Source organism: Flavobacterium succinicans (genome assembly GCF_001662485.1).
In the GTDB taxonomy this organism is placed as follows: Bacteria; Bacteroidota; Bacteroidia; order Flavobacteriales; family Flavobacteriaceae; genus Flavobacterium; species Flavobacterium succinicans_A.
The window spans coordinates 147,626-161,982 of record NZ_JMTM01000060.1 but is presented as its reverse complement, the minus strand read 5'-3'; the positions used below and the strand labels follow the sequence as shown (position 1 = coordinate 161,982).

Below are 14,357 nucleotides of genomic sequence, written 5' to 3'. Positions count from 1 at the left end.
ATATTAAAAGCACAAAGTTACAAAGTAAATTTAAGTTATTCGTTTCCGGATTTTCTCTTTTCTGAACCTATCCTCGAATTTATGAATGCCTTATTCTTTTGTGTTGTTTCTATTTTTTTAAAGATTAATCTTTGTTCAATTACATTTTTTTATTAATCTTATTGTCATTATTGCGAAATCGATATTTTTAAGATAAATTCCTATCTTTGTTCTTTTAAAACGGCAACTTATGAATCCAAAAATATTAATCATTGGCGCGTGTGGTCAAATCGGAACGGAACTGACCCAAAAATTGAGAAAAATTTACGGTACCGAGAACGTCATCGCTTCCGATATTCGAAAACTGAATGTAGATGTGGTCAACTCGGGTCCTTTTGAAGTCATCAATGCGCTCGATTTTAACCAAATCGAACATTTGGTCGAAGTACACCAAATCACCGATGTCTATTTGATGGCCGCTTTGCTCTCGGCTACTGCCGAAAAAAACCCCGCCTTTGCTTGGGATTTGAATATGAATTCTTTGTTTCACGTGCTGAATTTGGCCAAAGCCGGAAAAATCAAAAAAATATTCTGGCCTTCGAGTATTGCAGTTTTCGGACCTACTACTCCCAAAGAAAACACTCCACAATACACCATTATGGAACCTTCGACCGTGTATGGCATTAGCAAACAATCGGGTGAAAGATGGTGTGAATACTACCACAACCTTTTTGGTGTAGACGTACGCAGCATTCGTTATCCGGGCTTGATTAGCTGGTCCTCACCTCCAGGCGGTGGCACTACGGACTATGCGGTAGACATTTACCACAAAGCCCTCGAAAACCAATCCTACGAATGTTTCTTATCGGCCGAAACGAAAATGCCCATGATGTACATGGACGACGCCATTGCAGCAACAATCAAAATCATGCAAGCGCCTTCCGAGCAAATCAAAATTCGTTCGTCGTACAACTTGGCCGCTATGAGTTTTACACCCACCGAAATCGCCGCCGAAATCCAAAAGCACATTCCTGATTTTACCATCAGCTATGCACCCGATTTCCGTCAAAAAATTGCCGACAGTTGGCCAGCGAGCATCGACGACAGCCGTGCGCGCGAAGATTGGGGATGGAAGCATGACTTTGCCCTCGACAATATGACGGTAGATATGCTCGAACATTTGAAATAAAACGGCAACTGGCTGATTTTATAAAATATATAAGTCATTAAATTTTTTAAAACAACTGGTTTTTTAAACCATATAAGGCTTTTAAGGTCATTTAAGCTAGCTTGAAAATCCCTTACAACCTTGGAAGAATTACCTCGATTTCAAACAAAATAATTTGCGATAATTCGTTTAATTTGCGGTGATTTTTTTAAACCATTTAGGCACATAAGGACATTTAAGTTAAGAAAAGAGATAACTTAAATTTCCTTATGTGCCTTAGTTTTTTGGGCAATTTATTAGGAGCACACGAACAGATTGTACCACACATCCCCTCCCGTGATCCGCTATATCTTTGCTGCCGAACCCCGTCAGCAAAGGATGCCGCTCCTCCCGGGGCTAGTTGAGACGTATCTTTTTCAAAACACTTATTGTAAATAGTACTTTCCTCCTGCAAGGTTTTAAAAACCTTGTAAGTGTTTTATACTTAGCTTTTAAACAGTAATAGAAATAAGTTGTTTAGTGATTTATAAGAATAATTAGGTATGTTTGAAAAACGATAAAGCGATATTAAGCTTTTTTTAGCTTCCTGATTATGGATGTAAATACAAGGTTTGTTTCGGCCATATACAAGTTGTAGGAAATTTAATTCGAACGTACGGATTTTAAATATTAGATATAAATCATTATTTTTGCAACTTTCTAATTTTTAACACCATTATAAAATTGCAAAATAATAACCATTACGACACAGAAGTAACTTTAAATGAGGAAAGATTACAATATCTTTTTGCAAGTATTGGTAACTCTACTATAATTAAAGCTATTGAATACAGCCCAATAACACTTTTGGGCAATAGAGTTGTATATAATTTAGGTTTTGGGGATTATGATGAAGAAAGTAAAACAATAATCGACGACACAAACAGTAATAATGGAGATATGTACACTGTGTTTAATACAGTTTTGCATACAGTTCCATTGTTTTTCGAATCAAAACCTGATTGTGTATTATATGTATGCGGTAGTGATTCAACTGAAAATTTTAAGGAGAGCTGTTTACCATTTTGCAAAAAGAAATGTAGTGAGTTTTGCAAAAAAGAAAATCTAAGAATTAAAACATACAGATATTTTGTAGATAAAAACTTTGAAAACCTAAGCAACGATTATATTTTTTTTGGAAAAAACAGAACAGCAAATAACACTTTTGTCCAATACGTACCAGGTCATGAATATCATGATATTTTGGTATATAAAAAAAAATAATTACTTTTGCACCCTCGAATGAATATTAATTTATATATTTGAGTAAACTTACTTTTTAAAGTTAGCAGTTATGAAAAAAACAGTAGAAACAAAAAGAATAATTGATATCCCTAAAGATGCTAAAATTAAGTTTAGTTCTGTAGCAGCGAATATCAAGGATAAAAAGTTGTTTCAAACCAAAATTGAAGCAGCTAAGAGATCATTGGAAGGCTTTAAAACTTTGCCTATTTAGAAAAAACGTCAAACATTATAGAATTGAATCCGTATTTTAAAAATACGGATTTTTTTTGTCTATAATGCAAACTTCCTACAAAAGCTACTCCTATGTAAAGCATCATAAAGTTATTCTCATTGTGAGCACGAGCCAGAGGCATCTCGCTAGCCGTTGAAATTAATTATGCTCCAAGAAACATCATTTATTTATTTTGAAAACTAAAAGTCCTCGCCTAGCCCCGATGGCAGTGGAAATCCTCTTGTGCTGGGGTTCAGCACAAGAGATTGTAACGAACAGCGGGACAACTCGTGTGGTGAGCAAAAGAAGTGCTGCTCCCAAAAAAACAAACACGAATTGGCACGAATGCAGTCCTTCGAATTCCCATTTGGGGGCCGTGTTAGTTTTCCTTAGGGGGTTACTTCCAGCTTGTATCCCTTGCCGCGTACCACTATGATGTTGCTCTTTGGGTCAAGTTCTAGTTTTTTTCTGAGTTTTGAGATGAACATATCCAGACTACGGCCTACGATGACGCCTTCGTCTTCCCAAATTTCTTTTTGCAAGCGGCTTCGCTCAATGGTTTCGTTGGGTGCTGAAGCAAAAATACGCAGCAGGCGCGTTTCGGTTGCGGTCAAAACTTCGGTTGTTTCGTTGATTTGCAGTTGACGTTGTTGCGCATCAAACACCACCGAACCAAAAGTAAAAAGCTTCTCGTCCTCGGTTTTGGCTACCGTACTCTTCGGCTTAGCTGGCTTCAAAAAAACAAAACCAAGCAAGGCAAAAAATGACAAACCACCTAAAAGATACCCATAGTTTGTTGTGATGCCATTGGATTTAAAGGTAATGTTGATGGTATAACAAGCCACCGGTTGCTTTCTTCCTAGACAGGCTACAATATCGTCTTTTTTGTTTTTGGAAATGGCGTATCCATAAGCGACCGTCGCGTTGGCGCAGTTAAGCACGCTAACCACATAATCGTTGGCGAGTGGGTCTTTGGCTAACCAACGCTGCGTTGTTTTCACCAGAGCATCGGGTTGAAAGCTAAACGCACTCTCAAAAGTGATTTGATATTCATTTTCTGCTATCTTTTTTATGGGAAGCACTCTTGAAGTACTGTCGCCAGACTGCAGGAGTATGTCGTGTCCAATACGGCGCAGTAACACTTCTCTTTTAGAACTAGCATAGTTGTCCTTATCCCCAAAGCTAAACCCAACACTGATTACAACAATGAATAAGAGTCCCATCCATCCGAAGAGGTAGTTGCGTTTTCTGGAAAGGAGATGTTGACTAAATTGCATAGTGTCAAGTTTATATTTACAAAGTTTACATTTTTATTTACAATCCCAATTGCTTCAGCCTTAAAATATTCAAATACATTCGCAGTAACAATTTTAAAAAACGGCAACGCTATGAAAAAAACCATCTATTTATTGACCTTAGCCCTGACTTTACTAAGCGGAGTAGTATTGGCTAATTGTGAAATGAAAAATGAAGACAATTCCCCCAAGAAACCAAGCTCGATTGCTGACAAAAAAGCCAATGAAAAAGCAAGAAAAAAATGGGAGGCTTCTCCTGACGGCAAACGCTATATGGCTTGGAAAGTTTCTCCATTAGGAAAAAAAGTACAGGCTAGTTATGAAAAAATAAAGCCTTCTTTAAAAGCTTTCAACAAAATGGAAGCCGTCGTTACTTGTATGAATTATCAGCGTCCAAGCACCAATAATTCGGGACCCAAATGGCTTATTGTGGAAATTAATGGCGAACGATATATGATGCAATTCATTCCTAAAGAATTCGAGCTATTAAAAGACTTAAAAGTTAACGACAAAATAATTATAAAAAGCCGCAGCGCCGGACTTTCGGATAATCATCCCCATTTGATTTTATCGAGCGACTATATTGAACACGACAATAAGGTGCTTTTTGAACGTGATTTGAACAAAAATGATGGTTGCTAATACAACTTTTTGTGTAAATTTGTATCCAAACGAATACAATTTTAAATGTACTTTCTTGAAAAAACAGCGGAATTTGATAAATGGTTGCGAAAGCTAAATGACCTTAAAGCAAAAGCTAAAATCTTATTCCGACTTCAAAAATTAGAAAAAGACGAACATTTTGGCGATTGCGAAGCGGTTGGAGAAGGCATTAGGGAACTAAAAATTAACTATGCAAAAGGCTACCGAGTCTATTTCAAAGAAATGGATGGCAAAATTATCATTCTGCTTATTGGAGGAGACAAATCAAGTCAACAAAGAGACATTGAAAAAGCAAAAGAGATTTGGAGAAAATTAAAACAATAGGAAATGGAAACATCAAAATTTGATATCTCAGATTATTTGGATAGCAACGAAATGATTGCCGAGTATTTAAATTCAGTATTAGAAGAAGGAAATGACACAGAAATGGTTACTGCTATCGGACATATTGCAAAAGCCATTGGTATGACTAAAATAGCCGAAGAAACAGGTATGAGCAGACCGAGTTTGTACAAAGCATTATCAGAAGGGGCAAATCCACAATTTTCAACTATAATGAAAGTTTTAAAAGCAATTGGTGGACAAATACAAATAAATCCATTACCCGCTTAAGCTCCATTGAGTAACCACAAAAAAAGCCCAACGTACTGTTGAGCTTTTTGCTTTTTTGATTATTTCGATTACCAAATTTTAACACGCTTTTCTGGTGCTAAATACAAGGAATCTTTAGGTTGTACTTTAAACGCTTCGTAGAATTCAGGTAGGTTACGCACCACACCGTTTACTCTGAATTTAGCTGGTGAATGTGGATCCGTGGCGATTTGGTTGCGTAAAGAAGCTTCGCGAGATTTCTCCAACCACACTTGTCCCCAACCCAAAAATACGCGTTGCACGCCTGTAAAACCATCCATCACTGGAGCTTCCTTGCCGTTTAGCGACATTTTGTAAGCTTTTAAGGCAATGGTTAATCCACCCAAATCTCCAATATTTTCCCCCAAAGTAAACGCACCGTTGACATTCAAATCTGGAAAAACTTTGAAGGTATTGTATTGTGCAACTAAAGCATTGGTTTTGGCTTTGAATGCGGCTAAATCAGCTGGCGTCCACCAATTTTTCATAACTCCGTCTCCGTCAAAAGTGCTTCCTTGGTCGTCAAATCCGTGACCAATTTCGTGACCGATTACTGCCCCAATTCCACCATAATTTACGGCATCATCAGCTTCTAAATTAAAGAAAGGTGCTTGCAAAATAGCTGCTGGAAATACAATCTCGTTTAGCGTTGGGTTGTAGTAAGCGTTTACCGTTTGTGGTGTCATTCCCCACTCGGTTCTGTCTACAGGCTTACCTAATTTGGCAATCATTCTATTGTATTCAAAGGCTTTTGCTCTGGCACGGTTGCCATACAAATCATTCTTCACTACTTTCATAGAAGAATAATCTTTCCATTGGTCTGGATAACCAATTTTGATCATAAATTTATCCACTTTAGCCAAAGCTTCTTTTTTGGTTTTGGCACTCATCCAATCCAAATTTTTAATGCTTTCGGCATAGGCTTTCAACAAGTTTTTCACCAATTCGGTCATACGCTCTTTGGCTTCAGGTGTAAAGTGTTTTTTCACATACACTTTCCCGATGATTTCGCCCAAACCACCATTTACAGCATTCACAGCTCTTTTCCAATCCTCTTCTTGCTCTGGTGTGCCGTATAAAACTTTGTCATAAAACTCAAAATCCTCTTTATCCAATGCTGTGGTCAAACTACTCGCGCTCTTATTGATCAATCCCCATTTCAAATAGATTTTCCAAGTATCTAAAGGTGTATTTTTGATTAAGCCGTTCAAGTTTTTAGTATAAGCCACTTGCGATAAAACAAGGCTTTTTTCTTTATCCATTCCCGCTTTTTTGAGCATCGCCGACCAATCAAAATCTGGCATCACCGTTTTCAAGTCTTTGATAGCGTATTTGTTGTACAAAGCAGCAGTATTTCTTGTTTCTTCTTTGGTCATTTGGATCTTCGCAATAGCCGTTTCCAAAGCCATAATTTTGGCTGCATTTTCTGTTGGATTAGCAATACCTCCTAATTGTAACATTTTCTCAATATGCGCCACATATTTTTTACGAATATCCGCTGTTTTGGCATCGCTTTGAAGATAATATTCACGCTCTGGTAAGCCCAAGCCACCTTGCCAAGTCATCAAAGTATATTGTTTTGGATCCTTAAAATCCTCGGTAACAGCAATCGAAAACGGCACAGAAAGCCCCGTTCTATTGGCTTCCCCAAAATAAGCCGCCAAATCCGAATAGGTAGCAATTGCATCTATGGCTTTTAATTCGGGTTGAAGTGGAGTAATTCCTTTGGCGTCGCGGTCTTTTCGGTTCAAAAATGAATTGTAGAAATCGCCGATTTTTTGCTCATCTGATCCTTCAGAAAAACTCCCTTTCGAAGCTTCTTCGATAATCGCTTTTACGTCTTTTTGAGCTTGTTCGTACAGCATATAACCCGCACCATAATTGGATTTATCGGCAGGAATTTTGGTGTTTTTAACCCAAGTTCCGTTGACATAAGCTGCAAAATTGTCTCCTGGTTTCACTAAAGTATCCATGTTTTTTTGGATTATTCCCGAAACCAGCGCTGGTTTTTTATCGCAAGAAGCCAAAATCAATGTGGCCGCCAAAAGCGATAGTTTGATGTTTTTCATAAAGTGTTTTTTTGAGTAAGGCTACTGAATAGATTTTGTTAAATTACAACTATTAGTGTTTTTTTACAACCTTTTGTTACATTATTTTGAAAATGAAAGGCTTGAATTGGTTTTTGTAACAGAATACGGGTAAAATACAATCAATTTAATTATTAAAAAAAACAGTATAATTTTCAAAAAAAGTCAAGTTTTAACTAGCCCGAAACGCTTGTTAATAAAGGAATAAATAAGTCCTATCTTTCAAACAAATAATCTATTTATTATCTCTAAGTTTTCATAGAACATAATTTACTATATTTTCTAAATTATTAACATTTACATTATAAAAAAATCAAATGACATTTATTATGTTTATTATTTTTTAAACTGAATTGAAAAAAATACCAAAAAGCGAAGTGTCGTATTGAACCATTACTTTATAATCCCTCAAACTGTTAAGCCTCAAATCAGTATTAGGCAAGTGTACGATCCAAAATCAATAAAATAATTAATAGTAACTATTCATAAATGCAAAGAAGAAAATTTATTAAAGACACCGTTGCAGGATTACCAATGTTGTTTCTTGCGCCTTCTATTTTTGCAAGTTCTTGCAGTAAAAATGAAAAAGTTAGTAATCCCAATGATAAAACCGTATTTGTCATTGGAGCAGGGATATCCGGACTAGCCGCTGCCAAAAAACTTAAAGAACAAGGATTTAATGTAGTTGTTTTAGAGGCTCAAAACAAAGTGGGAGGCCGATTAAGAACCAATAAGACTTTGGGAATAGCCTTTGACGAAGGCGCAAGCTGGATTCATGGGACCAACGGCAACCCAATAACGACACTTGCACTACAAGCAGGTATGAACTCAGCATTTACTAACGATGACAGCAGAATTTCGTTCGACATTGGTGGTATTGTAAGAAATTCTACAACATATGATACTGCCGAAACTGAACTCTATACTATCTTAAATTCCATGATGAAAAGTGGTAATGCCAATCAGAGTTTTGAAACCGTATTTACTAATTTGTATCCCACAAAAGCCAATGACCGTCTTTGGAAATTTCTACTTTCAACTTATGTAACCTTCGACACGGGCGATTTAGACAAATTATCTTCAACTCTTTATGATGAAGGAGAAGAGTTTGATGGCGAAGAAAGGATTGCAACCAATGGCTATGACACTATCCCGAATTATTTAGCAAAGGGATTAACTATTCAACTCAATCAAAGGGTTTCAAAAATTGATTATTCAAACGCACAAATAGAAGTCACACACAACGGAACCGTTAGCAAAGCCGACTATCTAATAGTAACAGTCCCGCTGGGTGTTTTAAAAGCCAGAACAATTCAATTTGTACCGGCATTGCCAATCGCTAAACAAACAGCCATTGAAAAAATAGGGATGAATTGCGTAAATAAATTTCTGCTCGTTTGGGATACCAAATTTTGGGGCAATGAGCAATATATTTCTTACACACCAAACATCAAAGACAAGTTTAATTATTTTGTAAATATCCACAAAATCAACCCTAATGCAAATGCATTGATGACTTTTGCCTATGCTGATTATGCTAGACAAACAGAAACTATGACCGATGCACAAGTGATTAACGAAATTATGTTGCACTTAAAAGACATGTATGGCAATGGGATTCCAAACCCGACTTCGATGTTACGAACTAAATGGCAGTCTAATGAAAATTCATTTGGAGCCTATTCGTATACGGCAGTGGGAACAACGATGCAACATTTTGATGACTTGGCAGAAGAAATAAACGATAAAGTATTTTTTGCAGGAGAACATACAGAAGCTGATTATTTTTCAACAGCTCATGGAGCTTACTTGAGTGGAATTAGAGAAGCTGACAAAATTATTTCGCTTCTTTAAAAGAGGCATAGAAAACAAGTAGTACGCCAAGTGATCTGAAATGAAAACTTCAACATTATTGCATTATACTACTTTTTAGACAAGCTAAAAGTAACGAAGGTTTTTCAAAAGACTTTCTTTAATAATCACTATCAAAAACCAACTAGAATTCCATAAAATAACATTTAAAAAAGTCAAAATGAAAAAACTAGTAACTATTGGATTTTTAATAAGCTTAATCGCTTGTAATCAAAACAAATCATCAGAAAAAACAGATTCAGAAAAGGAAAACACTAAAGAAGTAATAAATGCAATGTTATCTAAAATGTATGTTGGTGATCGAGAATCTAAATATCCATTAAAAGATACACTGCTGTTTTCTAAAGAAATTGTAGCATTAAATACAAAATGCGATTCAATAACTACATTAGATACCAAACGAATTGCTAATAGTAATAGCCCATCTGATAAGCCCTTACTAAGAGAAGGTAGTAGTGTTTCCTCGTTATATGAAGGCGTAACGGATTATAAGATTAACAAAATCAATGATAACGGTAAGAATATTGAAGTTTTAGTAACATTATCAAACAAATTTTATAAAGACCAAAAACCCTGGAATGAAAGAATCATACTTATTACAGAAGGAGGGCTAAAAATTGATGACATCTATTTTGATCAAAATCTTGCTAGCGCATCAAGTTTAAAGAATAACTTAAGAACTTTTTCTCAGCAAAAAATTCAATAATTGAATAGTAATTCCAAAGCAAAATGCGATGTTTTTCCTTTACTAAAGTAACTTCAATTGGACTAAAACAACAAGCTGAAAGAGGGCTATATATTGGTTATCTGGAATTTAAAAACCATTCCAACGGCTTGTTGATAAAGTTAAAACTACTTTTTGGTATAGTTGATAAAACCGAAAACCGCTGTTATTTGCCAACTTAAATTTGACAATAATTTTACCGAAACCAACCGAAGCATCCCCTTTAAAGACCAAATGAAAAAAGCAGAAAAATTATCCTTGTTTTTTAGCAATGAATTTCCTTTTAATAAAGAAGGGCTAGAAGAATTTGTAAATACTTTTGCCATTAAATCATACCAAAAAGGCGCAATCATCCTAGAAAATGGCGCTGTAGAAAATGAACTTCGATTTTTAGACCAAGGAATCATCCGAGAATATTATGCAACCAACAACAAAGAAAAAAACATCAATTTTTTTACCAATGCTGGTTTTATAACCGATTTTTCTTCCTTTACCCATGCAACAGCAACCAAAAAGTATCAAGAATGTTTAACGGATGTGGAGCTGAGAGTTTTATCTAAAGAGAAATTCCTGATTTTTGCCCAACAATATAATTGTGGTAAGTTGTTTATAGAAACGATTTTTCAACGAATTGTGATTCAAAAAGAAACCGAAGAATTTAACCATTTTGTAAATACTGCTGAAGAACTTTATCTTGACATTATGAAGACAAAACCCGATTGGTTATTAAAAATTCCTCAATATCACATTGCTTCCTATTTGGGAATTACAGCCGAAACATTAAGTAGAATTAGAAAAAGAATGTCCTAGCCTATAACAACTTTACATGACTTGGATCCAATAAAAAAATATTCGTAGCCAATTCGATTTGAATAGTTGTAACATCATTATGTCCAGCATATATAGTCATATCGATTGCTTTATATCGTTCTTTAAATAACAACAAACTGTTCTTCATATCCTCAGGATTAGAGCCGGGCCAATCTATTCTCCCGATAGTTCCTTTAAAGATAAAATCACCTGTCAACATCATTTCCCCAAAATCAAAAATGGTACAACCAACACTATGTCCTGGATAAATACCTATTTTGAAAATAAAGTTTTCTATTTGATAAGTTGTATTGTCTTCCAAAATATTTACTGGAATATCCAAAATAGTTTCCGTTAGTCCAAAATGTTCTGAACCTATAAAACTAAGATTACGCACACGATCATTAAATAATTCTTTTGATTTTTCTGAAGCCCAGACCGCTACGCTGTATAAATCCATAAAATACTTCACGCTAAAAATATGATCTTGATGCGCATGTGTTACCAATATACCTACTACTTTTAAGCCTAAAATCTCAATTCTTCTTTGGATTGCTATAGGATCAAAACTTGGATCTACAAGTAGCGCATTTTTTTGATGATCAATTATTAAATACGAATTTGTTGCAAAAATAGAATTTGAGATTGCTTCAACTTTATAATTCATTTTTTTTAAATTTTATTGTGGCAAAAATAGTACTGAACAAAATGATTTGCATTGATTCAAATCAATTTCGTTTACAACTTCACCTTTTTTGATTTCTTGATTTCAATCAATGGAAAACACTTTTACAATGAGGAACTTTGTCGTTCAATTTAAACTATAAAACAATGAAAATACATCATTTACGAAATGCAACTTTGGTCATAGAATCCGGAGATAAAGTTATTTTAGTTGACCCAATGCTGGGAAAAAAAGGAACAGCAGGACCCACATTTACCCTTTTTCGTTTTAAACCACAACGAAATCCTATTGTAGATTTGCCAACTAATGCAATGTCTATCGTTGAAAAAACAACCCATTGCTTGCTTACTCATCTGCATCCAGACCATTTGGACAAGGAAGCGGAGAACTTTCTTCGTACTAGACAAATTCCTGTTATTTGCAGTGTAAAAGACGAAGCCATAGTAAGAAAAAGAGGGCTCAACGTAACCCAAACGGTTGACTATTGGAAAGAAACCACATTTTTAGGTGGAAAAATTCAAGGTATTCCAGCCGCACACGGCTATGGATTTGTGGCAAAACCAATGGGGAATGTTATGGGCTTTTACATAGCATTACCCAATGAAAAATCACTTTATTTAAGTGCTGACACCATTTATACCGATGACGTACACCAAGTTTTGACACAATTAAAACCTGAAATCTCTGTTGTAGCTTGTGGTTCGGCTCAATTAGATCTTTTTCAACCGTTATTAATGCGAATGGATGATATTTTAAAATTCGTTAAAAACGCACCAAACCAAGTAATCGCAAATCATCTAGAAGCCGTAAATCATTGCCCAACCACACGAGAACAATTAAAAACTGAGCTTTCAAAAATTGGCCTTTCTAACAAGGTTTTTATTCCAAATGATGGAGAAAGTATCACGTATTAGCAAAAACGATCACTATAGCAAACCGTAGCGATAACCAAACAACCCTTTCAGAGTTTTAAACTCTGAAAGGGTAAAAGGATAAAAAAAAGTCTAGCTTTCACTAGACTTTTTTAGGTATTTCGAAAAAATTATTTTACGTCCAAAATGTTGTTGGCGGGTTTTACATCGGCTAGTAAACCACTAGGATCGATGGTAATTTTTTTGATGGCTGATTTGGGTTTGCCAATCGTTAATTCATACGTTGGATACGCCCAAGCCCAATCTTTGGCCACCGTTCTTTTGATGGCTGGCGTTGGATTTTCTTTTTCAAAACTCATCATTCGCAACGGAATGTAGAAGCTTTCGGTAGTGCCATCGGTGTATTCTACATACAAATCGATAGGCATTGGCATACGCCCGATGCGTTCTAAAGTCACCACAGTTTTGTCGGCGGCTTCTTTGGCTTCTTTTATGGCGTAATCAATCGTATTGGTAGTTTGGGTCCAATCGGTCAAATACCAGTCCAAATTGGCGCCAGAAATGCGTTCTGCGCTTCTTTTGATGTCATTTGGCGTTGGATGTTTGAATTGAAAGTCTTGATAGTACTTTTTTAGGGTTTTCAATAAGTTGTCTTTCCCAATCAAATAACTCAATTGCGTTAAGAAAACTTCGCCTTTGCTGTAAGAAGTAATGCTATACCAACGGTTTTTGTCGAAACGATCGGCGTGCGTACTTTGCGGTTGCTCTTCTCCAGAATTGGCCATAGATATATAGCCTTTGTAGGCATTGATAAAAGGATTTTCAACGGGTTTCTCGGAAATGGCATTCAGACCAAAATCTTCTAAAAACGAGGTAAAACCTTCGTCCATCCATCCGTGTTTGGATTCATTAGACGCCAAAACGTGTTGGAACCAAGAATGCGCCATTTCGTGACCGGTAACTCCCAATAAACCTTCGAAAGTCCCTTCGCCTAAAATCAAAGTACACATGGCGTATTCCATTCCGCCGTCGCCACCCTGAATTACAGAATATTGCTTGTAAGGATAGTTGCCAACGGTTTCATTGTAGACTTTCATCAACTCAACAGTTTTGGGTTGCAAGGCTTTCCAGTTTGCAATAATCTTTGGATTGTTTTTATAAATGAAATGCAAATCGACATTGTTAGGTCCTTTGACCACATCGTGTAAAAAATTCTTGTCGGCTGCCCAAGCAAAATCATGCACTTCAGGAGCGTAGAAATGCCAAGTACGTTTCTTTTGTTTTTTATTCATAGGAACGGTAACTCCTTTATCTTGATACCCAAATCCAATTTGATTTTTGTTTTGTAAATAGCCTGAACCTCCTAAAACATAGTCTTTATCGATTGTGATTTTTACATCAAAATTTCCCCAAACGCCGTGAAATTCACGAGCGATATAAGGATCGGCGTGCCAACCTTCAAAATCGAATTCGGCCATTTTTGGGTACCATTGCGTCATCGATAATTCGACACCTTCTTTATTATTACGTCCTAAACGACGCACTTGTACGGGTACTTGTCCTTCAAAATCCAGTGTGAAAATGGTTTTTGCACCTGGTAATAAAGGCTTGGCCAAAGTAACTTCGAGTATCGTTCCTACTTCTTTTGCCGTAGCCGCTACTCCATCTTGTTTTAAATTAGCAATATGCAAAAAACCAATTTCGTTGGGTTTCAAATCTTTGATGCGGCTTTGTTTGGTTTCCACTCCATTTACCGTGGCTTTGTGCACCATACGCGCATCAGGATCTTTGATGCTTTGGATTCTAGCATCCATTTCGCTTCCAGGTGAAAAAGCATTGGGATACAAATGATAGAAAACTCTAGTCAAGGTCTCAGGCGAATTATTGGTGTACACCAATTCTTGTTTCCCTTTGTATTGATAGGTTTTCACATCCATCGACACCTCCATTTTGTAATCGACGTGCTGTTGCCAATACCCAGTGTTCTGAGCCGAAAGCCATCCAAAATTGGTAAGTAAAATGGAGACTAAAACTATTTTTTTCATTCGAATAACTTTATGATTAATATGTTCAAGGT

At 36.1% G+C, this 14,357-nt stretch carries 14 protein-coding genes; 10 read left to right on the top strand and 4 right to left on the bottom strand.

The genetic code is table 11. The features are described from left to right. Positions 1–229: 229 nt before the first annotated feature. The 3 genes from FLB_RS10980 to FLB_RS14275 all read left to right on the top strand — a co-directional run bounded on the left by FLB_RS10980 (position 230) and on the right by FLB_RS14275 (position 2,642). Complete coding sequence (locus tag FLB_RS10980) at positions 230–1,168, top strand: L-threonine 3-dehydrogenase (RefSeq protein WP_064716001.1); 939 nt, start codon at positions 230–232, stop codon at positions 1,166–1,168. Between the two features lie 702 nt (positions 1,169–1,870). After that, positions 1,871–2,410: a DUF6934 family protein gene (locus tag FLB_RS10975; protein WP_064716000.1), complete on the top strand. Its 540-nt coding sequence runs from the start codon at positions 1,871–1,873 to the stop codon at positions 2,408–2,410. Between the two features lie 70 nt (positions 2,411–2,480). Next, positions 2,481–2,642 (top strand): hypothetical protein, encoded by a 162-nt coding sequence (locus FLB_RS14275; RefSeq protein WP_155959407.1) that lies wholly within the window; start codon positions 2,481–2,483, stop codon positions 2,640–2,642. Between the two features lie 389 nt (positions 2,643–3,031). Here FLB_RS14275 and FLB_RS10970 read toward each other — a convergent pair whose 3' ends face one another. Further along, positions 3,032–3,919, bottom strand: a complete 888-nt coding sequence (locus tag FLB_RS10970; RefSeq protein ID WP_064715999.1) for a winged helix-turn-helix domain-containing protein — start codon at positions 3,917–3,919, stop codon at positions 3,032–3,034. 111 nt (positions 3,920–4,030) lie between these two features. Here FLB_RS10970 and FLB_RS10965 point away from each other — a divergent pair, with 111 nt between their 5' ends. From FLB_RS10965 to FLB_RS10955, 3 genes are read left to right on the top strand one after another with little or no spacing between them, the layout of a single operon-like run. Continuing rightward, a complete protein-coding gene (locus FLB_RS10965) occupies positions 4,031–4,579 on the top strand; it encodes a hypothetical protein (protein WP_064716095.1) in 549 nt (182 codons plus the stop codon). A gap of 45 nt (positions 4,580–4,624) precedes the next feature. After that, the gene (locus FLB_RS10960) at positions 4,625–4,924 is read left to right on the top strand and encodes a type II toxin-antitoxin system RelE/ParE family toxin (RefSeq protein WP_064715998.1); all 300 of its coding nucleotides are present in this window, start codon (positions 4,625–4,627) and stop codon (positions 4,922–4,924) included. Positions 4,925–4,927: 3 nt separating this feature from the next. Further along, a complete protein-coding gene (locus FLB_RS10955) occupies positions 4,928–5,212 on the top strand; it encodes an addiction module antidote protein (protein WP_064715997.1) in 285 nt (94 codons plus the stop codon). Between the two features lie 68 nt (positions 5,213–5,280). Here FLB_RS10955 and FLB_RS10950 read toward each other — a convergent pair whose 3' ends face one another. Continuing rightward, entirely contained in the window at positions 5,281–7,299 is a 2,019-nt protein-coding gene (locus tag FLB_RS10950) for a M13 family metallopeptidase (RefSeq protein WP_064715996.1), read from the bottom strand. A gap of 507 nt (positions 7,300–7,806) precedes the next feature. On the opposite strand from FLB_RS10950, the gene FLB_RS10945 reads away from it, so the two are divergent. The 3 genes from FLB_RS10945 to FLB_RS10935 all read left to right on the top strand — a co-directional run bounded on the left by FLB_RS10945 (position 7,807) and on the right by FLB_RS10935 (position 10,723). Next, positions 7,807–9,171 (top strand): flavin monoamine oxidase family protein, encoded by a 1,365-nt coding sequence (locus FLB_RS10945; protein ID WP_064715995.1) that lies wholly within the window; start codon positions 7,807–7,809, stop codon positions 9,169–9,171. Positions 9,172–9,349: 178 nt separating this feature from the next. Continuing rightward, positions 9,350–9,895, top strand: a complete 546-nt coding sequence (locus FLB_RS10940; protein WP_064715994.1) for a hypothetical protein — start codon at positions 9,350–9,352, stop codon at positions 9,893–9,895. 252 nt (positions 9,896–10,147) lie between these two features. Further along, positions 10,148–10,723, top strand: a complete 576-nt coding sequence (locus FLB_RS10935; RefSeq protein WP_064716094.1) for a Crp/Fnr family transcriptional regulator — start codon at positions 10,148–10,150, stop codon at positions 10,721–10,723. A 1-nt stretch (position 10,724) separates the two neighbouring features. On the opposite strand, the gene FLB_RS10930 is transcribed toward FLB_RS10935, so the two are convergent. Then, positions 10,725–11,390, bottom strand: coding sequence for an MBL fold metallo-hydrolase (locus FLB_RS10930; protein WP_064715993.1), 666 nt, complete (start codon positions 11,388–11,390; stop codon positions 10,725–10,727). Positions 11,391–11,554: 164 nt separating this feature from the next. On the opposite strand from FLB_RS10930, the gene FLB_RS10925 reads away from it, so the two are divergent. After that, entirely contained in the window at positions 11,555–12,322 is a 768-nt protein-coding gene (locus tag FLB_RS10925; protein WP_064715992.1) for an MBL fold metallo-hydrolase, read from the top strand. Between the two features lie 128 nt (positions 12,323–12,450). On the opposite strand, the gene FLB_RS10920 is transcribed toward FLB_RS10925, so the two are convergent. Then, positions 12,451–14,325: a M1 family metallopeptidase gene (locus FLB_RS10920; RefSeq protein WP_064715991.1), complete on the bottom strand. Its 1,875-nt coding sequence runs from the start codon at positions 14,323–14,325 to the stop codon at positions 12,451–12,453. Positions 14,326–14,357 lie beyond the last annotated feature (32 nt).

What these genes read in the sequence shown, in the direction of transcription:
- FLB_RS10960 (WP_064715998.1), top strand. Translation starts at nt 4,625, where the DNA reads ATGTACTTTCTTGAAAAAACAGCGGAATTTGATAAATGGTTGCGAAAG.
- FLB_RS10925 (WP_064715992.1), top strand. Translation starts at nt 11,555, where the DNA reads ATGAAAATACATCATTTACGAAATGCAACTTTGGTCATAGAATCCGGA.
- FLB_RS10950 (WP_064715996.1), bottom strand. Translation starts at nt 7,299, where the DNA reads ATGAAAAACATCAAACTATCGCTTTTGGCGGCCACATTGATTTTGGCT.
- FLB_RS10935 (WP_064716094.1), top strand. Translation starts at nt 10,148, where the DNA reads ATGAAAAAAGCAGAAAAATTATCCTTGTTTTTTAGCAATGAATTTCCT.
- FLB_RS10945 (WP_064715995.1), top strand. Translation starts at nt 7,807, where the DNA reads ATGCAAAGAAGAAAATTTATTAAAGACACCGTTGCAGGATTACCAATG.
- FLB_RS14275 (WP_155959407.1), top strand. Translation starts at nt 2,481, where the DNA reads ATGAAAAAAACAGTAGAAACAAAAAGAATAATTGATATCCCTAAAGAT.
- FLB_RS10940 (WP_064715994.1), top strand. Translation starts at nt 9,350, where the DNA reads ATGAAAAAACTAGTAACTATTGGATTTTTAATAAGCTTAATCGCTTGT.
- FLB_RS10930 (WP_064715993.1), bottom strand. Translation starts at nt 11,390, where the DNA reads ATGAATTATAAAGTTGAAGCAATCTCAAATTCTATTTTTGCAACAAAT.
- FLB_RS10955 (WP_064715997.1), top strand. Translation starts at nt 4,928, where the DNA reads ATGGAAACATCAAAATTTGATATCTCAGATTATTTGGATAGCAACGAA.
- FLB_RS10980 (WP_064716001.1), top strand. Translation starts at nt 230, where the DNA reads ATGAATCCAAAAATATTAATCATTGGCGCGTGTGGTCAAATCGGAACG.
- FLB_RS10970 (WP_064715999.1), bottom strand. Translation starts at nt 3,919, where the DNA reads ATGCAATTTAGTCAACATCTCCTTTCCAGAAAACGCAACTACCTCTTC.
- FLB_RS10920 (WP_064715991.1), bottom strand. Translation starts at nt 14,325, where the DNA reads ATGAAAAAAATAGTTTTAGTCTCCATTTTACTTACCAATTTTGGATGG.
- FLB_RS10965 (WP_064716095.1), top strand. Translation starts at nt 4,031, where the DNA reads ATGAAAAAAACCATCTATTTATTGACCTTAGCCCTGACTTTACTAAGC.